Source organism: Bradyrhizobium sp. (assembly GCF_035273305.1).
Lineage (GTDB): Bacteria > Pseudomonadota > Alphaproteobacteria > Rhizobiales > Xanthobacteraceae > Bradyrhizobium.
On the sequence record NZ_DATEPI010000250.1, the window covers coordinates 1 to 21,911 of the forward strand.

Here is a 21,911-nt window from a genome sequence, read left to right on the forward strand (position 1 = left end):
TGGGGCGAACGTGAGCAGCTATTAAGCGGGGAGTTCTGGCTGATCGCGATTTGAACCAAGCAGCGTGCAAACGCTGCTCGGTTGGTTCGGGGAAAGCCGGTCAAACGATCCTGAAAATCGCCAACGCCAACACGACCTGAGCGAAAAATCCGACGGTAAACGCGAGCGTCCGGAATACCGGCAGGCCCATGCTATAGACGATGACATGCGCCACGCGTGCCCAGAAATACACCGCGCAGGCATAGACCGTCCAATTGGTGGAATAATCGAGCTGCGCGAGAATCAAAACCAATGGCGCGAAGATGATGAGGTTCTCGACCGCGTTATCGTGCGCGAACATCAGGCGGGTAGCCCATTCCGCATGCGGCTTGTCATTGCGAGACGGATTCGCCATCGCGCCGCTGAGGCCGCGTACCTGACAGCGATTCAGAACGTAGGGAACCCAAAGTAATCCGGTCAGAATGACTGTGAGCGTCAGCCATAGTAATTCGCGTGTCATAGATTTCCCCCCTCGATTCGAGACTCGTTCCCGCCGGGTCGGCTGCTTATACCTGATCGGGCGCAGGCGCGCTACGCGCGGACGCGTACGTAACTTCCAGGAGCATCTTCAATCGGCGGCAGCTCGTCGGTCCCAACAGCGCGCGCCGGAACTCGTTCGGCATCGATGGTTTCGAGCCACTCGCGCCAGTCGACCCACCACGAGCCCTTGTGTTCATGCGCGGCCTTAAGCCAATCGGCCAGCGTCACGTCCTTGATATTGTCGTTGGTCCAGTACTGGTACTTGCCCGCTGCAGGCGGGTTGACCACGCCGGCGATATGCCCGGAGCCGGACAGCACGAACCTCACCGGGCCGCCAAAAAACTGCGAGCCGTAAAGCACCGAATCCGCAGGGGCGATGTGATCTTCGCGGGTTGCCAGATTGTAGACAGGCACCTTCACCTTCGACAGATCGAGCAGCGTATTGTCCAGCACCATGCTGCCGGTGGACAGGCGGTTCTCCAGGTAGCAGTTGCGCAAATAATACGAATGGTTCGCGGCCGGCATCCGAGTCGCATCGGAATTCCAGTGCAGCAGGTCGAAAGCGGATGGCGGCTGCCCCTTCAGATAATTGCTGACCACGTAAGACCAGATCAGGTCATTGGAGCGAAGCATGTTGAATGCCATCGCCATCTTGCCGCCTTCGAGCACGCCTGAGCTCTGCATGTCGCGCTCGAGCGCCGAGATCTGGTTTTCATCGACGAACACCAGCAAATCGCCGGCGTGCGTGAAATCGACCTGTGCAGCCAGGAACGTTGCCGAGGTTACGCGCACGCGCCGCTTTTCCGCGAGCCATGCCAGCGTCGAGGCGAGCAGGGTGCCGCCCACGCAGTAGCCCATGGTGTGGACTTTCATCTCACCGGTGGCCTGCTCGATGACATCCATCGCCGCCAGCGGACCTTCCTTCATGTAATCTTCGAACGTTTTGTGTCCCAACCTGGCATCGGGATTCACCCACGAGATCACGAATACCGTGATGCCTTGATCGACGCACCATTTGATGAATGATTTTTCTGGCTTGAGATCGAGGATGTAAAATTTGTTGATCCATGGCGGAACGATTAACAGCGGTGTGCGCAGTACACTTTCCGTTGCCGGCTCGTACTGGATCAACTGCATCAGCTCGTTTTGAAAAATTACCTTGCCGGGAGTCGTCGCCATGTTGACGCCGACCACCAGATTGGCGGGGTCGGACTGCCGAATTCGCAGGTTGCCGCGGCCGGCCTCGATGTCTTCCGCGAGCATCGTCATGCCGCGAAGCAGATTATCGCCGCTGGTCGCCAGCGTTTCGCGCAATACTTCCGGATTGGTCAGGATGAAATTGGACGGGGCCAAAGCGTTCGTGATTTGCTGGACGTAGAATTCGGCCTTTTTGCGGGTGTGCGCATCGAGTCCTTCGGCATTGCGAACCAGGTCGTGCGCCCATTGCGTGGTCAGCAGATAAAGCTGCATCAGGAAATCGAAAAAATGGTTCGATTTCCATTCGGGATCGGTGAAGCGCTTGTCACGAGGTGAGGGTTCGATCGCGCGTGGCACTTCCTCGCCAACCAGACGGCGCACGGATGAGCCCCAGAGTTCGAGGTAGGCCGAGCCAATCTTCTTCTGTAGTTCCGCCAATCGCTCGCTGTCCGAAAACCAGTATTCCGCGACGGCGCTGAAGGTTTTGACCACCTCGGCGAGTTCGGCGGGCGGATTGTCCCTGAGTTCGCCGGTTTGGCGCGGCTTCAGGTAGGCCGCGAGCGCGCGTCCACTGCTTTCCATGGCTCGCGCGAGGTTCATCGCGAAAGCTTCCGGGTCGAATTTCTTTTCGGTCTGGCTTGCAATTAAGGCGTCGCTCATGGCGGCCACACTACAGAATCAGTTGAAGTTCGTCACCGAATTGGTCAATCGCGCCTGCTTCGAGGTTAATCTCGAAAGTGACGTGCTGCAGTGCGATAACCATCTTGGTTCCGTCATATTGAAGCCTCAGCGGTCTTATCAATTGCTCTGGCCTTAATCGTTTCAGTCGACAATGGTTTGAGCAGTCGTTGATGAAAACTGCATCAGGTCTCGCGCGGCGAATTGGTGTAAGCATGCCGGCTGATCAAAGGCGCGCTTTGATGTTCGGAGCGTTGCTGGCATCAACCTTGGGGCTGGCTGGCTGCTCGAGTTCAATCGCCGATCTGCCGCTGGTCGGCACTCCCGCTGATGCGCCGGCGCGTCCGAAGGAGGCCGGCAGCTATCTTCCGGTCCACGATCTGCCGCCGGACCGCGAAGAGGCCGCTATGGCTCCTGCGGAGCGGGCCAAAATAGAGGCAGAATTGGTTGCGGCCCGCGACCGCCAGGCCTCGGCCGCCGCCGCGAAAGACTCCGCCGCAAAATGAGCTGGGACGGTGGCGCAGCCTTTCGTCCGTGCTAAAAGAATTGCGATTCAACTGCCAATCAGGGCGACGTAGAAGCTGCGCCTGAGCTCGCGTTAAATCTTTGATTTAGCGATGCTTCAGGACGAAGCCGAATTCGGGTTCGAAACTGCGCAAGATCGGCGATTCTGCCCCTGCTCGGAGCGAGGTCCATGGAAGAATTCTACCGCATTCGGCGGTTGCCGCCTTACGTGTTCGAGCAGGTCAACCGGGCCAAGGCGGCGGCACGGAATGCTGGCGCGGACATCATCGATCTCGGAATGGGTAATCCGGATCTACCCACGCCGCCCCATGTCGTCGAAAAATTGAAGGAAACGCTCGGTAAGCCCCGGACCGACCGGTATTCTGCGTCGCGCGGAATTACTGGGCTGAGAAAGGCGCAGGCGGCATATTACGACCGGCGTTTCGGCGTGAGGCTCAACCCCGAGACACAGATCGTTGCCACGCTGGGCTCGAAGGAAGGGTTCGCCAACGTAGCCCAGGCGATCACCGCCCCTGGCGACGTGGTGCTCTGTCCCAATCCGAGTTATCCGATTCACGCGTTTGGATTCTTAATGGCTGGCGGGGTGATACGGTCAGTTCCATCCGAGCCGACGCCGCAATTCTTCGAAGCGGTGGAGCGTGCGATCGTTCATTCAATCCCGAAGCCGCTCGCGATCATCGTCTGTTACCCGTCAAACCCGACCGCCTATGTCGCGGACCTCGATTTCTACAAGGATCTGGTGGCGTTCGCCAAGAAACACGAGATCTTCCTGCTATCCGATCTTGCCTATGCCGAAGTCTATTTCGATGATGCCAATCCGCCTGCGTCGGTGTTGCAGGTTCCTGGCGCCATCGATGTGACGGTGGAGTTCACCTCGATGTCCAAGACGTTTTCCATGGCCGGATGGCGCATGGGATTCGCCGTCGGCAACGAGCGTATCATCGCGGCGTTGGCGCGCGTGAAATCCTACCTCGATTACGGAGCGTTCACGCCGATTCAGGTCGCGGCGACCGCAGCATTGAACGGTCCGGACGATTGCATCCGCGAGATGCGCGATACCTACCGCAAGCGCCGGGATGCCCTGGTCGAATCGTTCGGCCGCGCCGGCTGGGAGATTCCGCCGCCGCAAGCCTCGATGTTCGCCTGGGCCCCATTGCCACCGGCATTTCGCGGCGTCGGCAGCATGCAATTTGCTACCCTTATGGTCGAGAAATCCGGCGTGGTGGTTTCGCCGGGGGTTGCCTTTGGCGAGCACGGGGAGGGGTATGTTCGGATCGCGATGGTCGAAAACGAGCAACGAATCCGCCAGGCCGCCCGTGGGGTGCGACGGTTCCTTGAAAGCGGCATTGAAACATTGCACAACGTGGTTCCTCTCGCCAACCGGCGATAGGCGTGGTCCCGAAAATACGATCTCCTCGTTTTCGGATCAGATCATGCCCGATGATCATCTCTCCGGCAGGTTATTTGCGTCATGGTCGCACCCCTGAAACTGGGTATTGCGGGGCTCGGCACTGTTGGCGCCGAACTGGTCCGTCTAATCGAACAGCAGGGCCGCAGCTTGTCGACCCGCTGTGGGCGCGGCGTGCGCGTCGCCGCCGTTACCGCGCGCTCCAGGGCGAAGAAGCGCGGGCTTGACCTCAATGGTGTCAACTGGGCGAAAAACCCATTGGCTCTTGCCAGCGATCCCGGGATCGACTGCTTTGTCGAACTGATGGGCGGATCGGGAGATCCGGCGCTCTCGGCGATCGAGGCGGCCCTGAAATCCGGCAAATCGGTAGTCACGGCAAACAAGGCGTTGATTGCCAAACATGGACTGCGCCTGGCGAACCTTGCCGAAAGTCACGGAGGGGCGCTGAATTTCGAGGCGGCTGTCGGCGCGGCTATTCCGGTCGTGAAAACCTTGCGCGAGGGGTTGGCCGGCACCGACGTCAATCGCGTCTATGGTATCCTCAACGGCACCTGCAACTACATCCTGAGCCGAATGGAGCAGGAAGGGCTGTCGTTCGCCGAATGTCTCAAGGACGCGCAGCGCCTGGGTTATGCCGAAGCCAATCCATCATTCGATGTGGATGGCCACGACACTGCGCAAAAGCTCGCCATTCTTGCGAGCCTCGCCTTCGGAACCAAAGTCGCGCAAAGCGCTGTGTATGTCGAAGGCATTTCGTCCATAGCGCCGGAAGATTTGCGCGCCGCCGAGCAACTCGGCTATCGCGTCAAACTGTTGGGGGTGGCGGTTCGAACCGCCAAAGGCATCGAACAGCGGGTGCATCCGACGATGGTGCCGAAGTCTTCGTCGATCGCTCAGGTGATGGGTGTCACTAATGCGGTGACGATCGATGGCGAAGGCCTGATGCCGATCACGCTGGTTGGACCGGGCGCGGGCGGCGCCGCCACGGCATCGGCTGTGCTTGCCGATATCGCCGATGTAGCGCGGGGTATTCGCGCCAAGCCGTTCGGTCGACCGGTCGCGAAGTTGCGCGCAATCCAAAAAGCGCCGATGGAGCGTCATGAAGGCGGCTATTATATCCGACTGATGGCGCGCGACCTCGCCGGCACCGCTGCTGCCATTGCAACCCGATTGGCGGAACAGAGGATTTCCATCGAATCGATCGTGCAACGTCATGCCAATGGCGTTGACGCGACCGCCGCCAATGGCAAACCTTCGCCAGTCCCGGTGATCCTTATTACCTATGCTACCAGCGAGGACGCGGTGTATCGCGCGCTGCACGCGGTACAACGCGACAAAGTCATCAGCGGCCGGCCGCAGGTGATACGTATTGAAAAGAATTAGCCGGAAAGTCTGCCGTGATATCTTGAGGAGTGCGCCGATGTCGACCCATATTTCCGTTCCGCCGCAGCTATTGCTCGAGCGCATTCTCACGCTCGAAATTGTGCGGGTGACGGAGCGCGCGGCGGTCTCGGCTGCAAGGCTGCGTGGTCACGGCAACGAGAAAGCTGCCGATCAGGCGGCGGTCGATGCGATGCGCCGCGAACTGAACAAGTTGCCGATCGAAGGTACTGTCGTGATCGGTGAGGGCGAGCGCGACGAAGCGCCAATGCTGTATATCGGCGAGAAGGTCGGAATGAATGCCGGCCCGCAAGTCGATATCGCCGTCGACCCTCTCGAGGGTACCACCTTGTGCGCCAAGAACATGCCTGGCGCTATTGCGACCATGGCGATGGCCGACGGCGGAACGCTGTTGCATGCGCCCGACGTTTACATGCAGAAAATTGCCGTCGGGCCGGGCTATCCCAAAGGCGTGGTCGAGCTCGATGCATCACCCGCCGATAACGTTCGCCGGCTGGCCAAAGCCAAAGACGTGGATGCATCCGCGATCACAGTGCTGGTGCTCGATCGCCCACGGCACTCCGACATTATTCAGAGTGTGCGCAGCACCGGTGCGGCGGTTCGGCTGATCACTGACGGTGATGTCGCTGGGGTGATCCATTGTGCCGACCCCGCCAACACCGGCGTCGACATGTATATCGGCACCGGCGGGGCGCCGGAGGGTGTGCTGGCCGCCGCCGCGCTTCGCTGCATTGGCGGCCAGATGCAGTGCCGATTGATCCTTGATAGCGAGGAGAAGCGCGAGCGCGCCAGCAAAATGGGCGTTGCCGATCCTCGCATGATCTATGGCATCGAGGAGATGGTGCGAGGTGACTGCCTGTTCGCGGCAACCGGAGTGACCACCGGCTCACTGTTATCGGGTGTAAAGTTCCGCAAGGATGTGATCGAGACCGAGACCGTCGTGATGCGCTCGGTCACGGGCACGGTGCGATATATCAAGGCCGAACATCGCCAGCTCGAAAAATTCCACCTCGATTGAGTTGGCCCACATGGCAGGGGACATCGTCATCCGGAGTGTAGGCAAGGACGAGCGCGCCGCCTGGGATTCCCTGTGGAACGGTTATCTCGCCTTCTACAATGCGACGCTAGCGCCCGGCGCCAGCGATGTAGCATGGCAACGGTTTCATGATCCAGACGAACCGATGTTTCTGCTGGGTGCTTACGCTGACGGCAAGCTTATCGGCATCGTCCAGTATCTATTTCACAGATCAAGTTGGACTCCGGGAAATTACTGCTATTTGCAGGATCTATACGTCTCCGAAGACGCCCGTGGTCTGGGCGCGGGACGCGCGCTGATTGAAGCCGTCTACGAACGAGCGAAGCAAGCCGGCGCCAGCCGCGTGCACTGGCTCACGCAGGCCAGCAATACGCAGGCACGAATTCTGTACGATAAGGTCGCCGAGTTTTCCGGCTTCATTCAATATCGTCACCTGTTTTGAATGAGCCTCGTGGCTCATCCAGACAGAGGCCAGGAGTTCAGATGTCAGACATTTCGTTGGTGAAGGCATTGGTTTTCGACGTCTTCGGTACTGTCGTTGATTGGCGCACCAGCCTTATCGCGGATTTCACAAAGTGGAGCGAGAAGCGCGGCATCAAGGCGGACTGGACCGCACTGGTCGATGGCTGGCGCGCTGTCTATGCTGCTTCGATGGATGAGGTGCGCAAGCACCCGGAGCGGGGTTACGTGATCCTGGATCGTCTGCACCGGCAGTCCCTTGAAAAGCTAGTCGCGCAGTTTTCAATTCGTGGATTGAACGACGACGATTTGGCGTATCTCACCACGGGCTGGCATCGGCTCAAGCCGTGGCCGGACAGCGTGTCGGGACTGACGCGGTTGAAGACAAAGTACATCATCAGTCCGCTCTCCAACGGCAATGTCGCGCTGCTGACCAACATGGCTAAACATGCGGGATTGCCATGGGACCTGATCTTGTCGGCCGAGCTATTTGAACACTACAAGCCAGATCCGGAAACTTATCTGGGCTCGGCGCGCCTGCTGTGCCTGTCGCCGGAGCAGGTCATGATGGTCGCCGCACACAACCACGACCTCAAGGCTGCCCGGAAGCTCGGTTTGAAGACTGCGTTTGTCGCGCGCCCCACCGAATACGGACCACTGCAGAAATACGATTTCGAAGCGACCGGCGATTGGGACGTCATCGCCAAGGATTTTAATGGCATAGCCGAGCGGATGGGCTGCTAGAGCGCCTCGGATTTCGATTTGTCGCGCGCAGGGCCGGCCGAATTATACTCGGCTAGCCGATGCAAACGAATCGACCGGGCGTCGCGCTTCGTGCTTATCTTCTGGAAAGCATCATGACGCTTCTCGCATCCGCATTGCCTCTCGAAACGCCAGCGGCGTTCCTGGGCGTTTCACAATCCGCGACCGGAAAGCTGTGGCGCGACCGACTCGATGCTCGTGGTGCTGCCCGCGCGCTGGCCATCGCGCAGCGATATCAATTGCCGGAAATGCTGGCGCGCGTGCTGGCGGGTCGCGACGTCGAGCTCGAGGCGGTGGAAGATTTCCTCGATCCAACCATTCGCAAATTAATGCCGGATCCCCATACGATCACCCAGATGGAAGCCGCGGCGAAGCGTATCGCCCAGGCAGCCATACGCGGCGAGAAAGTCGCGATTTTCGGCGACTACGACGTCGACGGCGCCACATCGGCCGCGCTGCTGGCCTGGCACCTGCGCCATTGCGGGCTCGATCCGCTGATCCATATTCCGGATCGGATCTTCGAGGGCTACGGCCCGAACGTCGAAGCGGTCCGCATGCTAGCGGGCAAGGGAGCGACCCTGCTGATCACGGTGGATTGCGGCAGCACCAGCCTTGAGCCGCTAGCCGAAGCGCGTCGGCTCGGTATGTCGGTCGTCATTATCGATCATCACCAATGCGGCGAGGAATTGCCAGAGGCGGACGCGCTCGTAAATCCGAACCGGCTCGATGATTTATCCGGGCTCGGCCACTTGGCGGCTGTCGGCCTGGTGCTGGTTACGTTGGTGGCGGTCAATCGCGAACTGCGCGCGCGAAGCTTCTGGACCAGCGAATTGCCGGAGCCAGATTTGCTGGGCATGCTGCATCATGTTGCGCTCGGTACAGTGGCCGATGTCGCGCCGCTGATCGGGCTTAATCGGGCGTTTGTGGCAAAAGGCCTGATTGCCATGCGCCGCCGGGATCACGTCGGCCACACCGCATTGATGGACGTTTCACGATTGAACGGCCCACCTGAGGCCTGGCATCTCGGGTTCATGCTGGGGCCGCGGATCAATGCAGGCGGTCGGATCGGGCGGGCCGATCTCGGCGTCCGGCTGTTGCTGGAGAGCGACGTCTCCGAGGCCGCGCGGATCGCCGCCGAGCTAGATCGTCTGAACACCGAGCGTCGCGTGATCGAACAGATGGCTGAGGCGCAAGCTGAAGCCGAGGCGCTTGCGTCGCTCGGTCTGGAAGACAAGGGGTCCGTCATCGTTACGGCGTCAGAAGGCTGGCATCCCGGCGTAGTCGGTCTGGTCGCGTCCCGACTAAAGGAAAAATTCTCCCGCCCTGCCTTTGCCATCGCGCTTGAGCCCGGCGGCATCGGCACGGGCTCGGGCCGCTCCATCGGCGGCGTCGATCTCGGTAAGGCGGTACGCAAGGCGGTAAAAGATGGCCTGCTGATGAAGGGCGGCGGACACGCTATGGCCGCAGGAGTTACCTTGCGCAAAGATGCGTTGGCGGAATTCCGCGCCTATATGGAAAGCGCATTGGCTCATGACGTGGCGCAGTCGCGCCATCTCAACGAACTCTTTATCGATGGCGCGGTCAGCGCGCGTGCGGTGACACCGGAATTGGTGTCGACCCTCAATCGGGCTGGGCCCTTCGGCAGCGGCAATCCAGAACCCGTTATGGCGCTGCCTTCGCACCAATTGGTCTATGCCGATGAAGTCGGACAGGCGCATTTGCGCGTGCGGTTCAAGTCCGGCGACGGCGCCATCGTGAATGGGATCGCGTTTCGCTCAATCGGACAAAAGCTCGGGAATGCCTTGGTCGGCAATCGGGGGCAGCCGCTCCATGTGGCAGGTTCGCTCGCGGTGGATCGGTGGCAGGGCACCGAGCGGGTGCAGTTGCGCGTGCTCGACGTCGCTGTCCCGGATCAGGGGCCGGCGGTCATTAGATGATCCTGGCCGATTAGCCACCTTGCCTTAAGCGAGCCAGCACCTTCAGGCCGCCATACCCGTCCGCCGGCGAAAGACCGGCTTTGGTCTGATAATCCCTGATCGCTTTCATGGTGTCATTGCCGACGCGGCCGTCAGTGCCGCCGGTGTCGAAGCCGGCTTTGGTCAGCCGGACCTGCATTTCCTGCACTTCGGCCAGCGTCAGAGCGCGCTCCGAACCAGGAAACGGCTGAATGAATGGCGGCCCACCCAGAATCCGGTCGCCGAGATGGCAAATGGCCAGTGCGTAGTTCATCGACGGGTTATAGCTGCGGACCGAATAGAAGTTCGGCCCCAGGAGGAATTGCGGGCCCCCTGGCACCGGCACCCACATCTGCGCGGTCGCATTCGGCTGCGGAAATGGCTGACCGTCGGCGCGCGAGATCCCGGCGTTTGCCCACGCAGCATAGGCGCGATGGCCATTCGACGATCCGTCGGCGCCACGAACTTCATAACCCCAATGCTCCCCACGACGATACTTTCCACGATTGACCAGATAGCGCGCAGTGGAACCCAAGGCATCATCAGGATTGCCGAAGGGCGATACCCGGCCGTCATGGTCATAGTCTAATCCGACATTGAGCCAGACTTCCGGCATCCATTGAGTATGGCCCATCGCGCCGGCCCATGATCCGCGCATTTCTTCCGGCGTGCTCCAGCCGCGTTCAACGATCCGAAGGGCATTGATCAACTCGGTTTCCCAATAGGCGCGCCGGCGCGGCTCGTTCCAGGCGAGCGCCGCCAGCGATGGAAATACCGGCCTCATATGGTTCTGCTGCACCAGCGGATCGCCGTAGGCGGACTCAACACCCCACAGCGCCAGCAGCGTTCCGCGCTCGACGCCATAATCCTGCTCGATGCGAGCAAACAGCGCTTCATTCCTTTTGAGCGCTGCCTTGCCGGCAATGATGCGCCAGTCCGAAACCCGCCGGTTGATGTACTGCCACGTTTGCTCGTTGAATTCGGGCTGGTTTCGCATCTGGTTGAACACGGACATGTCCGGCTCGATGCGCCCCATGACCCTGTTCCAGGTCGCTTCCGAAATGCCTTTTGCGATTGCCCGCGCGCGAAAGTTGTCGCGCCATTGGTCAAACCCTGGCGGCGCCTTGGCCAACGAGGCAAGCGGGTGAGCGAGCAGGGTGCTGGCGGCAAGGCCCGATCGCATGAGGGCGCGCCGAGTCAGCTTGTTGGGAGAATCAGGTTGCTTCATGGGACCAGTCTAACAGCGGGCACCGGCGCGTGAGGGTATGACGCGATCATGGAATGGGCATTATTGCTGCAGGTCTGTGGCAATTTTGGATAGCGCTTCGCCCGCACTTGCTGCGGCGGGGCAGACGCAGCAGCATGGGCGGACCGCATAACGCTCGAGGTTGCGGAAGATTATGCCGCCCCTATAACATGCAAGGATATCAAACATGAGCAATGCATATGTCACACGCCCGAAGCGAGCCGATAGATTATAAAGCGCTGGCGCCCGATGCTTACGAAATTGTCCAGGCATTGGGCCATGCAGCCTCGAAAGCCGGAATCGACAAACAGCTGCTCGAGCTCATCAAGCTGCGAGCGTCGCAAATCAACGGTTGCGGCTTCTGCGTTCAGCATCACATCCTCATAGCCGAGAAGCTCGGCGTATCAACCGATAAGCTGAATCTTGTGGTGGTCTGGCGCGAGGCGCCAATGTTTTCTTCGCGTGAGCGCGCCGCGCTGGCTTGGACCGAAGCGCTCACGGTTCTGACCGGAGGCGTCAACGACGAGGTCTATGCGCAAGCGCGTGCGGAATTCTCGGATCGGGAATTGGCCTATCTTTCGTCGGCGATCGCATCCATTAACGTCTGGAACAGGTTGGGCGTCGCCTATCGTTGGACCCCGGCGGCGCGGCCGAATGCTGCTGCCGCGGCGGCCTCGTAGAATCTCTTTGCGCGCTCGCCTAGTCCTTTGCGCGCTCGACGTAAGAGCCGTCCTCGGTCATCACCACAATTCGCGTGCCGGTGCCGATGTGCGGCGGCACTGCGGTGCGCACTCCGTTCGACAGCATGGCGGGCTTGTATGAGGAAGACGCAGTTTGGCCTTTCGTGACGGGCTCGGTATCCACGACTTCGAGCGTTGCGCGCTGCGGCATCTGGATTGCCACGGGCAAGGCGCCGTGCATCGAAAGCTTCACGGTCATGTTTTCCTGCAAGTATGGAGCAGCCGAGCCGACGACATCCTTGGGCACCCGCACCTGGTCGTAGGTATCCGTGTTCATGAAGTGAAAGCCATCGGCGTCTTCGTACAGGTAGTTGAAGTTGTGGTCCTCAATGGTCGCCTTCTCGACCTGGTCCGTTGTCTTGTAGCGCTCGGAAATCTTCACTCCGTCGCTGATACGGCGCATCTCGATCTGGCTGACGGGCGTCCCCTTGCCAGGGTGGATATTCTCCGCGGTCAGAACCACGTAAAGCTTTCCATCCTGCTCGATGACGTTGCCCTTGCGAATAGAACTGGCGATTACTTTCAAAGCTGTCTTTCCTGAGTTCTGGCCCGGGACCGATCAGGACATGGACATCCCGGGGCCAGCGAAGCGGTTTCGGGCTGCAACATACTCATTTTGCCGCCCCATGCCAGCATTTTACGGGCTGGTTTTGCTCATCGAGAAAGGCCGGCGAACAGCGAATTGTTGACCGCCTTCGGCTGTTAGGGTCCAAAGGGCAAATTGCTCGTTATGGCGCATCATCCTTTGAGCATTTCGGCATATGACGCGACAACGTAGATGAACCATATGACACACACCTCTGCTCGCCGAGCCGGATCGCCTTGGTGGGCGCCCGAGCGCCACGCCGACATCAGGCCGTTTTTGGCGGCCAGGGCGGCCGTGACCCGGGTTATCAGGGGATGGTTCGAAGAGCAGGGTTTTGCCGAGGTCGAAACGGGAATTCTCCAGGTTTCACCGGGAAACGAAGTTCACCTTCACGCGCCGCGGACCGAAATTGTCTGTCCCGACGGAGGGCGATCGATACGTTATTTGCGGACGTCGCCCGAGTTCGCATGCAAGAAACTGCTAGCTGCGGGCGAGCCAAAGATTTTCGAGTTTGCCCGGGTGTTTCGCGACCGGGAGCGCGGTGATCTGCATCTGCCCGAGTTCACTATGCTTGAATGGTACCGTGCTGACGCGACTTACGACGCCGTTATGGCCGATAGCATCGTCCTCATTGCACACGCCGCACAGGCGACGGGCATCCGGCAATTTTCGTTTCGCGGCAAAGTGGTCGATCCGTTTGCCGAGCCGGAGCTGTTGAGCGTGGGGGTAGCCTTCCAGCGCTTTGCCGATATCGATCTGCTTGCCACGATCGCGGACGGCAAGGGAGATCGCGATAGACTGGTGGCACAGGCGGCGCAGCGGGTTCGGATCAGTGATGACGACACCTGGTCGGATATTTTCAGCAAGGTCCTGGTCGAGCATGTCGAGCCGCAACTGGGGCAGGGGCGTTTGACCATCCTGTTCGAATACCCGGTACCCGAAGCAGCGCTGGCGCGCGCAAAGCCTTCCGACCCACGCGTCGCCGAACGGTTTGAGGTCTATGCCTGTGGTGTTGAACTCGCCAACGTATTTGACGAATTAACCGACGCCGGCGAGCAGCAGTTGCGCTTTGCGGAAGCGATGCGTGAGAAGCAGCGGCGCTACGGTGAGCGCTATCCGATCGACGAGGAATTTCTTGAGGCGATCGCCTTGATGCCGCAGGCAAGCGGAGTTGCCCTGGGGTTCGATCGCTTGGTGATGCTGGCGAGCGGGGCGCTTAGAATAGATCAAGTCGTTTGGACCCCACCGGCGGGTGAGTTGTGAAACACGTCAACGTCAGACCCTCGATCACACTGCGCGAACCGGCCGAGTTGCTGGGTCACGGTCTCGTATCTACAAGCGCGCTCGCCGATCTGGAGAAAGTAGCGGCCCGCTATGCGGTGGCGGTGACGCCCGAGATGGCCGCCTTGATTGATCCCGCAGACGCCGATGATCCGATCGCGCGGCAGTTCATTCCACGAGCGGAGGAGCTGGTAACGAGCGCCGGAGAGAACCCCGATCCGATCGGCGATCACACGCACGCACCGGTGCCTGGTATCGTGCACCGCTATCCGGACAGGGTACTCTTAAAGCTGGTTCACGTTTGCGCAGTGTATTGCCGTTTCTGTTTCCGCCGTGAAATGGTCGGGCCGGGCAAGGAAACCGTGCTCGCGCAAGGCGCCTACCAGAATGCTCTCAACTATATCCGGTCGCATCCTGAAATTTGGGAGGTAATCCTGACCGGCGGCGATCCCCTGATGCTATCGACACGTCGGCTCGCCGACGTGATGGCTGATATCGCGACGATCGATCACGTCAGAATAATCCGGCTTCACACCCGCGTTCCGGTCGCCGACCCCGGCCGCATCAACGGCGATACCATTGCTGCTCTCAAGGCTCCGGGTGCGACGGTCTGGGTTGCGCTGCACGCTAATCACGCCAGGGAATTGACCCAAAAGGCCCGGATGGCTTGTGCAGCCATCATCGATGCCGGAATCCCGATGGTCAGCCAGTCGGTGCTGCTGCGCGGCGTCAACGACAATGCCACGGCGCTGGAGGCGCTGATGCGCGCCTTCGTGGAATGCCGGATCAAACCCTATTACCTGCATCATGGCGATCTGGCGCCCGGTACGGCGCATTTGCGAACGTCGCTCGAGCACGGCCAGGAGCTTATGCGTGCGTTGCGGGGCAGGGTGTCCGGACTATGCCAGCCGGACTACGTGCTCGACATTCCCGGTGGTCACGGCAAATCCCCCGTCGGCCCTGGCTACGTCTCGCCGACAGAATCTTTGTCCAGGGATCGTGAACCCGGTGGGGAAACGCGTTATCGTATTGTGGATTACTGCGGCGACGTTCATCTGTATCCGCCCAACAGCATAGACGGATGACAGACGGAGCAGCACCGGCGCCGGAACCACCGGAGGACCACGGCAATCGCATCGTCGAGAACGCAGTGCTGCTGGTGTTTTTCGTCGTGCTGGTGGCGGCGGGAATTTGGTTGCTCGGCACCATGGCCGATATACGAAAGGTTCAGGACTGCGCCGCCCAGGGACGCCGGAATTGCGCGACGATCGAGGTCCCCGACCGACCGCGGTGATGCACTTCTCTGAGATGGAGGAAGCAGATGGGACACCTGTTCAGGAAATCAATAGCAGCGGCATTCATGACCATGTGGCTGCTCGCCCTCGCCGGTCCTGGCGCGATCGCGCAGAACGCGGTTGGCACCGGATCATCCGGCGCGGCAAATCAGCCTCCAAGCCGGGAAGCACCAATCGGGCATCGGCAGCCCCGCGCTGATCAGGTCCCTTCGGAAAAGAATCTGGGCAATCCGAACGACCCGATCAACAAGGAAGACGCAGCGCTGGATCGCAAGATCAAGAGCATTTGTCGGGGGTGCTGAGCCGCGTAGCTCATTCGAGTTCAAGTCTTGCGTGCGGCTAGCGCTACGCCGATCAGCGATGCACCGCCAAACAAGAGATTGATGCCGACGAGGAGTCCGATTGCCCAATCTGCCGACCCCGGCAGTCCGGTAATGATCAGCGCCGCAATCAGGATATCCAACAAGCCGGAAAACAGCATCCAGCTCCAGCGCTCCGATAGCTCGCGCCGATGTTCCAGCGCATACATGATGGTAGCAACCCCTTCCGCAAGGAAATAAGCACCGACCACGATGGTTAGGGTCAACACTCCCTGAAGTGGCCGCGCCAACAGCACTATGCCGGCGAAGATTGCAAGCGCGGCCGAAATGAGCGACCACCAGAACCCGGGCATTTGCCGGGTCCAAAATGTCAGCGCAAGACCAACTATCCCTGAGATCAGAAACATCCATCCTAGAAAAATAGTGACCGCCAAGCTTGCGAGCGGCGGCACGATCATGGCCGCCAAACCAAGCACGACGAGCAGGATGCCTTCGATCAAAAAAGCCTTCCAGTGCTCGCGTACGGCGTCGCGCATTTCGGATTGCAACCTGGTGATATCGCGGGGAAGAGTCATTGAAGGTTCTCCCGATGCTGACAACGTGGAGGAACGATGCACGCAATATAGCTTCCGCCTAGCCCGCCGGCTCAAATTTGTTCGCAGACGTGGTCCACGCAAATGGCCCGATTAGATCGCGATCCGGGCAGACCTATCGGATCATGGTCCCATCTTGCCCATGATCATTTCGGAAAGTTCCGGATCACTCAAGTCAGGGCTCTTTCCAATAAGACCTTACAGCGTCATGCGCATCCGACCGCGCCCCAACATGTAGATCGCCATGGTCACCAACAGCAATGCACTGCCTATCAAGATCGAGGTAAGCCCGACCGGAGCGAGAGCAAAGGCGCGTTCGGGATCGATCAACCAGTCGTGGAGGGATGTCAGCACGAAGGTCAGGCCCATAAAACCGGCCCCGCCACCGACAATGAGTAGAGCCCACATCCGTCGCAACTGGCTGAGGCGGTCGCGCGCGGTCTCGCTGTGAGGAGCATTATGGCGGCCGACCTTGCGCACCAGCCGCGCGGCGAAACCGATCGAGCTGAAGCCGATCAGCACGCTTCCCGTTCCCAGCATCAGTCTGACGGAAGAATCCAGATCTGGATTTTGCTGCAGGACGAGCAGCGGGAAGTCAAAAGCCGCATGCAAGGTCAATGGGCCCAATACCATCAGAGCATAGCTTGAGATTCGCGCCCAATCGCGATGGAGTCGATGCGCCCCCAAGGCGGTCCCGGAGCGCGCGATCGCAAGATAGGCGCCGGCGATGATCCCGAGAGCGCCGTGGAATGGCACGGTCAAGACGCTGCGCAGGGCTGCAAGCGACCTCCACATTTCCGCATGCTGCACGAGATAAGCGAGGTTTTCGTACGCCGCAAAGCCGAACCCAGCCGCCGCCCCGTACAGCACGCTGTCCATCGGATCCGCGAATGGCCGTCGCCGCGAAGACACGGCCACGATTACAAGGATCTTGACCGTCTCCTCAGGGGCTGCGACCCCGAATATCGAACGCACGGCTTGCGCCAACCAGGGACCCTCGGGGACTGCGAGGATCGACGTAAAGGGAGCACGTGCCAAGCCCAGCAATGAAATGCTTGCGGCGCCCAGGAAAAAGGCAGCCCACACTTTTGCAGGGGGCCCCGGGCGCTCTCCCGCGGCGATCACGAGCCAGAGCATCAGCAGCGCAGGCGCGACTGCTGCCGTTCCGATTACGCTTGGAAGCGACGCAAGGAGGTTCATTGGGGCGGCAAATATGCCATCTTTACTCGATAAGCCATACGTCGAACGCGAGCAGACCTACAAACCTCAATGAGCTCGCACCAGCCGTCGCTAGCTGAGCCGCCGGGCGTCACACGTGCTAAGGTCGTTACGGCAGGAGGCGCGCGGTGATTTTATTCCGGGGAGCAGAAACACATTTGCGCTCGGTTCTCAAGGCCGTCAGCTGGCGGACGCTGGGAACGGTCGATACATTTGCGATCAGTTGGCTTTTCACCGGCAGGGTCGAAGTTGCGGGATCGATCGCCGGCCTCGAGATCATCACCAAAATTGCTTGGTATTATTTGCACGAACGCATTTGGGCAGCCATTCAATGGGGCCGGCGTACCCGCTGATATCAGCGTTTCCACCATTTCGGGAGTTCGCGCGCTCCTCACTTCGGCAATAGATAACGACAGGCTTCAACAAAGACTTCCGCGCCTGTGACGATGTCGTCATCGGCTGTGTTTTCGCTCCAATGATGACTGATGCCGCCGATCGATGGCACAAACAACATGCCGGCCGGCATGATGGTGGCTAGAATCTGGGCGTCATGGCCGGCGCCGCTGGGCATGCGGAGGCATCTGCCATCGGCAAAACGGCCGCTGGCGGCCACGATTGCATGCTGGAACGTCTCGTCCATGATCGCTGGGGAGCCGACACGAATTCGCTCAACCTCAACCGTGCAGCGGCCATCCGTGCCGACCTGCACAGCCATGCTCCTCAGGAGATCCTCAAGCCGGTCGATTACGTGCGGGTCGTCATCTCGGATTTGGAACAGCATTTCCGCACTTCCCGGGATGATACTCGGCGCACCCGGATTGAGCGTGATGCGGCCGGTGGTCCATACGGTGCGTGGCCCGCAGCTTTCGGGAAATCGATCATCAATGGCGACGCAAAATCTGGCGAGCGCCAGGCCGGCATCCCGACGAGCAGCCATTCTTGTCGTGCCAGCGTGATTTTGTTGCCCATTAAATGTGATCCGGTACTGCCAGATACCGACGATGGAAGTGACGACGCCGATTTTAAGTCCGCCACTTTCAAGCGTTTCGCCTTGCTCGATATGCGCCTCGAGATATCCGAGGTGTCGGCCTGGTTCGGCGACCGCGCGCGGACGGCCGGCCACGCCCACATCGCGCAGGGCTTGCCGCATGGTTCGACCACTGTTTCGGTCCGTGGCCGCATCAATATCTGCCTCCGTCAATGCTCCGACATAGGACCTGCTACCCAGGAAATGTCCGAAGTGTCCCTCCTCGTCGCACCAGGCCGCTACTTCAACGGCGCCGTTTACGTTCGGATCGGGATTGATGACGCGGGCGGCTTCGAGCGCATACACAACCCCAAGCGGCCCATCCAGCCAGCCGGCGAAATCCTGGCTTTCCAGATGTGATCCCGCCAGCAGCTTCGGTCCGGACTTTTCTGTGGTGCCCAGGACGTTGCCGATGCCATCAATCTGGGGCACAAGACCTGCTTCAAGCAGCCGTCCCACAAGCCACTCAAGCGATCGCATATGGGGCTCGGAGAAGGTCGGTTTGTGAACGCCGGATTTATAGGCGCCAATACCCCTCAGTGCATTGAGATCGGCGAGCACCCGATCGCCGTCCACTTGCGAGCGATCGGACATCAATCGCAACCTCGTTCGAATTCATCGATGATCATGAGCGTACAGACAGTTACATAGCGGGTCTGCAGCTTCAACTTCGAAGCGTGGTCCAGCGCGCGCCGTGTGCCCCGAGCCGAATCCAGCAGGCGCTTGTGGCACCGAAACGCCAGATTGTCGGTGGCAGATTATCACACCTCGCCCGAGCAGGCCGCTGCCGTGTTTCGCGAGTAAATCCGAAGCTCGCGGTCTATACGCGTTCGTCCTGATCGGAACTGCCGGTGATGAAATCGTCCCGTGGACACGGACCACCTATCAAGGCGGGCTGGAAGCAGGCGAAGACCTGAGACTCACGATCGAAAGCAGCGTCAGCTCTGTCTCTGTGGAACGAAAATTCTCCGGATCGGTTTACGGTGCGCTGTTTTCCGCTTCAGAGGAGCTGCGCATGAACAAAAGCATCCTTGTCAGCCTTGCTATCCTCACTCTCTCAACTTCTGTCGCTCTGGCCGCGCATAAGACCCATCATAGCCGGGCCATGAAACCGAACGCATCTGCCGCCGCGACGAACCCAACCACTCCAGGTCCGGCAGGCTGGCCGGGCAGTGGTATGAGCGACAAAGACCGCGAGATGTATCTCAAAAACCAGCACGACTCCGGAATGGACAAGCAGAAGCCGAAATAGCGTCAGGGCTCTCTAGGCCCGGCTAGCAGGCCAGCGGTACGCTGGCTTCAGATGATGGCGGACTCACCAGCGGCCTTCCAGCGCCGTATAGGGGCTCGCGTTGCGAGTGTCCGATCTAGATTTCTATCAACGAGGATGAGCGAGACAGAGCATCGACCGCTTCCTGTACCTGCTTGTCGACATCGTCCTGACCGCGTCGGACTGAGCGGATGAGGTCATAAAGTTCTGGCGCCGGAAGTAGAGGAACCAGACGCAAAGCCAACCGCACACCGCATCACCGAACGAGCTTGGCTCACTAGCTGGCTTCATTCGCGTCCACACCGGGTTATTGGCCATTGCTTAGACATGCGAAGAGATCGAGATGCTAACTTGTTGACATAATTGGCGCTCCCTAGCGGAATCGAACCGCTCTCTCCACCGTGAAAGGGTGGCGTCCTAACCGATAGACGAAGGGAGCGAAGACGCTTATCCGCGGCGACTCGAGAATTCGCCGCAAAGCCGTTTCGCATTTCCGGCAGATCGATGCCCGACGAGGCGGCGATGATGCCGTGCCGATCCCGGAAAATTGTCTCCAGGCGCCCGCGCGCGAACGTATAGTGGCGTTTGCGCGGACGGGCAAGTCGGCCACGAAACCGAATTTTGGGCCCAATTAGCAGCGTTGCGTGCTGCCCGGCCGAGCCGTGCTGGCCGTCCAAACTGGGCAGCAAGCATCAGTTTCGGGCGCTAGCGTATCGTTGGCGCGCGGGATAAAAGCGCCGGATGCGAAATATCCTCTTTATGGTCTTTATAGCGATACTTCCGGTTTCGTTGGCATTGGCGGAGACCAAAATCATTCCAAAGCCGCCCAAACATCCAACAGCGTATCTGCCCCTGAAGGGAGCCCATGCGGGGAATTCCTGCGCGGCCTACGGTCCCGGGTTCGTCAAAATCGAGGGCACGGAAACCTGTATGAAGTTGGGCGGGGCGATCGGCATTGGCGCCGGAGTCTCCTCCGGCTCGCGGTAAATAAATCATCGCGAGGCAGATTGAATATCGATCTCATCGCTCCGGTCTTTATTAGCTGCGCGCTGTTGTGGTGGGTGAGTCGCGGCATGAGCTGGACCACGCGTCTGGTGGTGACAGCAATTACGCTTGCTGTTGTCATTTGTATCGTGCTGTTCGAGAGGCGAGGTTTCTTTTAATTGGATCACGACATTGGCGGCGCGATGAATTGCTTGAATCCGGGTCGGTCCGCGAACTGCGCAAACCACCGCTCAAGGTGAGGAAAGCGCGGCTTGCGGATGCCTTCGACACCGAACCAGCGCCTTGCATACGCACCCAGCGCAATATCGGCTATCGTAAAGTCGTTGCCTTCGACAAAGCGTCGGCTGGCTAATTGGTCCTCCACGATGCGCCATTGCATGGCTTCGGCGTCAGCATCTTTCTGAATCGCAACCATGTCGCGTTTTTCAACCGGCGTTCGCACCAGAGCCCAGAACACTGGTCGGTCGACCGGCTGCAGCGTTGACAGTGTCCAGTCGAGCCAGCGGTCGACAGCGGCGCGCGCTCTGGGATGGGCGGGGTAAATCGACGAGCCTTTCCCGTAAGCGAGAACCAGATAGCGCATGATAGAATTTGATTCCCAAAGCACGAAATCGCCATCCACTAGCGTAGGTACTCGCCCGTTGGGATTCATCGCGAGATAGTCCGGATCATGGTTTCGGCCGAACGCCATGCCGGCATCGATGCGCTCGTAGCTGAGATCGAGCTCGCGCAGGCACCACAAAACTTTCTGCACGTTGACTGAATTGGCTCGGCCCCAAATCCTGATTTGCCCCTGGTCGTCAGCTTGCACGATTTTTCGCCTCTGATTTGTTCAGCAGGTCATATCGCAAAATCCTCCAAAAAGCGCCGGCCAAACTGCTTCGTGAGTCGCAAAAACAAAAAAGGCTCCGCCGCCGGCGGAGCCTCTTCTATCCATGAATAGACCACTAATGGCCGAAGAACAGCCATAGCAGGATAATGACCGGTATCGGCACGCCTAACAGCCAAAGCAGAATTCCGCGTCCCATGTTAGCCTCCATGCATTCCTCAGACGACTGAGGAAACGCGGAGGAGAAAGGGAAGTTCCAGCGGGCTCTCACCAATGACCAGTGTTCGGCATCGAACTCCATGGTTCGGCAGGCGCCTTGGCATCGCCCTTCTGCAGCAGCTCAATAGAATGCAGGTCCGGCGAGCGGACGAAAGCCATCTGGCCGTCGCGCGGCGGGCGGTTGATCCTGATGCCGAGCTTCATAAGGCGATCGCAGGTCCCATAAATGTCATCGACCTCATAGGCGAGGTGGCCGAAGTATCGATCTTCGCCGTATTTTTCCTCGTCCCAGTTATAGGTGAGCTCAACCAGCGGCGCGCCGCGTCCCTTCGCCGCCTTCAG

General features: G+C 59.7%; 24 protein-coding genes and 1 tRNA gene. 15 read left to right on the top strand and 10 right to left on the bottom strand.

The window, feature by feature from the left end:
• Positions 1–100 precede the first annotated feature (100 nt).
• Both VJV58_RS16765 and VJV58_RS16770 read right to left on the bottom strand, forming a co-directional pair.
• The gene (locus VJV58_RS16765; protein WP_324138484.1) at positions 101–499 is read right to left on the bottom strand and encodes an MAPEG family protein; all 399 of its coding nucleotides are present in this window, start codon (positions 497–499) and stop codon (positions 101–103) included.
• A 71-nt stretch (positions 500–570) separates the two neighbouring features.
• Positions 571–2,376 carry a class I poly(R)-hydroxyalkanoic acid synthase gene (locus VJV58_RS16770; protein WP_324138485.1) on the bottom strand — a complete coding sequence of 602 codons (1,806 nt, stop codon included), beginning with the start codon at positions 2,374–2,376 and terminating at the stop codon, positions 571–573.
• A gap of 260 nt (positions 2,377–2,636) precedes the next feature.
• Between VJV58_RS16770 and VJV58_RS16775 the strand changes: the two genes are divergently transcribed.
• From VJV58_RS16775 to recJ, 7 genes are all read left to right on the top strand, one after another.
• On the top strand, positions 2,637–2,900 hold the full coding sequence (locus VJV58_RS16775; protein WP_324138486.1) for a hypothetical protein: 264 nt from the start codon (positions 2,637–2,639) through the stop codon (positions 2,898–2,900).
• 188 nt (positions 2,901–3,088) lie between these two features.
• Entirely contained in the window at positions 3,089–4,309 is a 1,221-nt protein-coding gene (locus VJV58_RS16780; RefSeq protein ID WP_324138487.1) for an LL-diaminopimelate aminotransferase, read from the top strand.
• A gap of 81 nt (positions 4,310–4,390) precedes the next feature.
• Positions 4,391–5,710: a homoserine dehydrogenase gene (locus tag VJV58_RS16785; RefSeq protein ID WP_324138488.1), complete on the top strand. Its 1,320-nt coding sequence runs from the start codon at positions 4,391–4,393 to the stop codon at positions 5,708–5,710.
• A gap of 37 nt (positions 5,711–5,747) precedes the next feature.
• The gene (gene glpX / locus VJV58_RS16790) at positions 5,748–6,746 is read left to right on the top strand and encodes a class II fructose-bisphosphatase (RefSeq protein WP_324138489.1); all 999 of its coding nucleotides are present in this window, start codon (positions 5,748–5,750) and stop codon (positions 6,744–6,746) included.
• Positions 6,747–6,756: 10 nt separating this feature from the next.
• Entirely contained in the window at positions 6,757–7,206 is a 450-nt protein-coding gene (locus VJV58_RS16795) for a GNAT family N-acetyltransferase (RefSeq protein WP_324138490.1), read from the top strand.
• Positions 7,207–7,247: 41 nt separating this feature from the next.
• Positions 7,248–7,967: a haloacid dehalogenase type II gene (locus tag VJV58_RS16800; RefSeq protein WP_324138491.1), complete on the top strand. Its 720-nt coding sequence runs from the start codon at positions 7,248–7,250 to the stop codon at positions 7,965–7,967.
• Between the two features lie 113 nt (positions 7,968–8,080).
• Positions 8,081–9,922: a single-stranded-DNA-specific exonuclease RecJ gene (gene recJ, locus VJV58_RS16805; protein WP_324138492.1), complete on the top strand. Its 1,842-nt coding sequence runs from the start codon at positions 8,081–8,083 to the stop codon at positions 9,920–9,922.
• Between the two features lie 10 nt (positions 9,923–9,932).
• Here recJ and VJV58_RS16810 read toward each other — a convergent pair whose 3' ends face one another.
• Positions 9,933–11,168 (bottom strand): lytic murein transglycosylase, encoded by a 1,236-nt coding sequence (locus VJV58_RS16810; RefSeq protein WP_324138493.1) that lies wholly within the window; start codon positions 11,166–11,168, stop codon positions 9,933–9,935.
• 218 nt (positions 11,169–11,386) lie between these two features.
• Here VJV58_RS16810 and VJV58_RS16815 point away from each other — a divergent pair, with 218 nt between their 5' ends.
• Positions 11,387–11,866, top strand: coding sequence for a carboxymuconolactone decarboxylase family protein (locus VJV58_RS16815; RefSeq protein ID WP_324138494.1), 480 nt, complete (start codon positions 11,387–11,389; stop codon positions 11,864–11,866).
• Positions 11,867–11,885: 19 nt separating this feature from the next.
• On the opposite strand, the gene efp is transcribed toward VJV58_RS16815, so the two are convergent.
• Positions 11,886–12,452 carry an elongation factor P gene (efp, locus tag VJV58_RS16820; protein WP_324138495.1) on the bottom strand — a complete coding sequence of 189 codons (567 nt, stop codon included), beginning with the start codon at positions 12,450–12,452 and terminating at the stop codon, positions 11,886–11,888.
• Between the two features lie 252 nt (positions 12,453–12,704).
• Here efp and epmA point away from each other — a divergent pair, with 252 nt between their 5' ends.
• Genes epmA through VJV58_RS16840 form a run of 4 tightly spaced genes read left to right on the top strand, consistent with a single transcriptional unit; the run spans position 12,705 to position 15,390 of the window.
• Positions 12,705–13,775: an EF-P lysine aminoacylase EpmA gene (gene epmA / locus VJV58_RS16825; protein WP_324138496.1), complete on the top strand. Its 1,071-nt coding sequence runs from the start codon at positions 12,705–12,707 to the stop codon at positions 13,773–13,775.
• Positions 13,772–14,878 (top strand): lysine-2,3-aminomutase-like protein, encoded by a 1,107-nt coding sequence (locus VJV58_RS16830; protein ID WP_324138497.1) that lies wholly within the window; start codon positions 13,772–13,774, stop codon positions 14,876–14,878. Before epmA ends, VJV58_RS16830 begins: the two co-directional genes overlap by 4 nt.
• On the top strand, positions 14,875–15,087 hold the full coding sequence (locus VJV58_RS16835; protein WP_324138498.1) for a hypothetical protein: 213 nt from the start codon (positions 14,875–14,877) through the stop codon (positions 15,085–15,087). The genes VJV58_RS16830 and VJV58_RS16835 overlap by 4 nt, the downstream gene beginning before the upstream one ends.
• Before the next feature lie 27 nt (positions 15,088–15,114).
• Positions 15,115–15,390: a hypothetical protein gene (locus VJV58_RS16840; RefSeq protein ID WP_324138499.1), complete on the top strand. Its 276-nt coding sequence runs from the start codon at positions 15,115–15,117 to the stop codon at positions 15,388–15,390.
• 20 nt (positions 15,391–15,410) lie between these two features.
• Here the strand turns inward: VJV58_RS16840 and VJV58_RS16845 are convergent, their stop codons facing one another.
• Both VJV58_RS16845 and VJV58_RS16850 read right to left on the bottom strand, forming a co-directional pair.
• Complete coding sequence (locus VJV58_RS16845; RefSeq protein WP_324138500.1) at positions 15,411–15,983, bottom strand: HdeD family acid-resistance protein; 573 nt, start codon at positions 15,981–15,983, stop codon at positions 15,411–15,413.
• Positions 15,984–16,199: 216 nt separating this feature from the next.
• Positions 16,200–17,201 (bottom strand): PrsW family glutamic-type intramembrane protease, encoded by a 1,002-nt coding sequence (locus VJV58_RS16850; RefSeq protein ID WP_324138501.1) that lies wholly within the window; start codon positions 17,199–17,201, stop codon positions 16,200–16,202.
• A 176-nt stretch (positions 17,202–17,377) separates the two neighbouring features.
• On the opposite strand from VJV58_RS16850, the gene VJV58_RS16855 reads away from it, so the two are divergent.
• The gene (locus tag VJV58_RS16855; protein WP_324138502.1) at positions 17,378–17,572 is read left to right on the top strand and encodes a DUF2061 domain-containing protein; all 195 of its coding nucleotides are present in this window, start codon (positions 17,378–17,380) and stop codon (positions 17,570–17,572) included.
• A 38-nt stretch (positions 17,573–17,610) separates the two neighbouring features.
• Here VJV58_RS16855 and VJV58_RS16860 read toward each other — a convergent pair whose 3' ends face one another.
• Positions 17,611–18,840, bottom strand: a complete 1,230-nt coding sequence (locus VJV58_RS16860) for a Zn-dependent hydrolase (RefSeq protein ID WP_324138503.1) — start codon at positions 18,838–18,840, stop codon at positions 17,611–17,613.
• A 421-nt stretch (positions 18,841–19,261) separates the two neighbouring features.
• Between VJV58_RS16860 and VJV58_RS16865 the strand changes: the two genes are divergently transcribed.
• A complete protein-coding gene (locus tag VJV58_RS16865; protein ID WP_324138504.1) occupies positions 19,262–19,498 on the top strand; it encodes a hypothetical protein in 237 nt (78 codons plus the stop codon).
• Positions 19,499–19,880: 382 nt separating this feature from the next.
• Here the strand turns inward: VJV58_RS16865 and VJV58_RS16870 are convergent.
• A tRNA-Glu gene (locus VJV58_RS16870) sits at positions 19,881–19,955 on the bottom strand.
• 302 nt (positions 19,956–20,257) lie between these two features.
• Between VJV58_RS16870 and VJV58_RS16875 the strand changes: the two genes are divergently transcribed.
• Positions 20,258–20,503 (top strand): porin, encoded by a 246-nt coding sequence (locus VJV58_RS16875; RefSeq protein ID WP_324138505.1) that lies wholly within the window; start codon positions 20,258–20,260, stop codon positions 20,501–20,503.
• 181 nt (positions 20,504–20,684) lie between these two features.
• On the opposite strand, the gene VJV58_RS16880 is transcribed toward VJV58_RS16875, so the two are convergent.
• Both VJV58_RS16880 and VJV58_RS16885 read right to left on the bottom strand, forming a co-directional pair.
• The gene (locus tag VJV58_RS16880; protein ID WP_324138506.1) at positions 20,685–21,332 is read right to left on the bottom strand and encodes a glutathione S-transferase; all 648 of its coding nucleotides are present in this window, start codon (positions 21,330–21,332) and stop codon (positions 20,685–20,687) included.
• 285 nt (positions 21,333–21,617) lie between these two features.
• On the bottom strand, positions 21,618–21,911 hold a 294-nt coding region (locus VJV58_RS16885), incomplete at its 5' end, for a VOC family protein (protein WP_324138507.1).

Bases quoted from the DNA above. Each gene is read 5' to 3' on its own strand.
- VJV58_RS16770 (WP_324138485.1), bottom strand. From the start codon at position 2,376: ATGAGCGACGCCTTAATTGCAAGCCAGACCGAAAAGAAATTCGACCCG.
- VJV58_RS16840 (WP_324138499.1), top strand. From the start codon at position 15,115: ATGGGACACCTGTTCAGGAAATCAATAGCAGCGGCATTCATGACCATG.
- VJV58_RS16775 (WP_324138486.1), top strand. From the start codon at position 2,637: ATGTTCGGAGCGTTGCTGGCATCAACCTTGGGGCTGGCTGGCTGCTCG.
- recJ (WP_324138492.1), top strand. From the start codon at position 8,081: ATGACGCTTCTCGCATCCGCATTGCCTCTCGAAACGCCAGCGGCGTTC.
- epmA (WP_324138496.1), top strand. From the start codon at position 12,705: ATGAACCATATGACACACACCTCTGCTCGCCGAGCCGGATCGCCTTGG.
- VJV58_RS16785 (WP_324138488.1), top strand. From the start codon at position 4,391: ATGGTCGCACCCCTGAAACTGGGTATTGCGGGGCTCGGCACTGTTGGC.
- VJV58_RS16845 (WP_324138500.1), bottom strand. From the start codon at position 15,983: ATGACTCTTCCCCGCGATATCACCAGGTTGCAATCCGAAATGCGCGAC.
- glpX (WP_324138489.1), top strand. From the start codon at position 5,748: ATGTCGACCCATATTTCCGTTCCGCCGCAGCTATTGCTCGAGCGCATT.
- VJV58_RS16875 (WP_324138505.1), top strand. From the start codon at position 20,258: ATGCGAAATATCCTCTTTATGGTCTTTATAGCGATACTTCCGGTTTCG.
- VJV58_RS16800 (WP_324138491.1), top strand. From the start codon at position 7,248: ATGTCAGACATTTCGTTGGTGAAGGCATTGGTTTTCGACGTCTTCGGT.
- VJV58_RS16850 (WP_324138501.1), bottom strand. From the start codon at position 17,201: ATGAACCTCCTTGCGTCGCTTCCAAGCGTAATCGGAACGGCAGCAGTC.
- VJV58_RS16865 (WP_324138504.1), top strand. From the start codon at position 19,262: ATGAACAAAAGCATCCTTGTCAGCCTTGCTATCCTCACTCTCTCAACT.
- VJV58_RS16780 (WP_324138487.1), top strand. From the start codon at position 3,089: ATGGAAGAATTCTACCGCATTCGGCGGTTGCCGCCTTACGTGTTCGAG.
- VJV58_RS16860 (WP_324138503.1), bottom strand. From the start codon at position 18,840: ATGTCCGATCGCTCGCAAGTGGACGGCGATCGGGTGCTCGCCGATCTC.
- VJV58_RS16815 (WP_324138494.1), top strand. From the start codon at position 11,387: ATGTCACACGCCCGAAGCGAGCCGATAGATTATAAAGCGCTGGCGCCC.
- VJV58_RS16795 (WP_324138490.1), top strand. From the start codon at position 6,757: ATGGCAGGGGACATCGTCATCCGGAGTGTAGGCAAGGACGAGCGCGCC.
- VJV58_RS16810 (WP_324138493.1), bottom strand. From the start codon at position 11,168: ATGAAGCAACCTGATTCTCCCAACAAGCTGACTCGGCGCGCCCTCATG.
- VJV58_RS16765 (WP_324138484.1), bottom strand. From the start codon at position 499: ATGACACGCGAATTACTATGGCTGACGCTCACAGTCATTCTGACCGGA.
- VJV58_RS16835 (WP_324138498.1), top strand. From the start codon at position 14,875: ATGACAGACGGAGCAGCACCGGCGCCGGAACCACCGGAGGACCACGGC.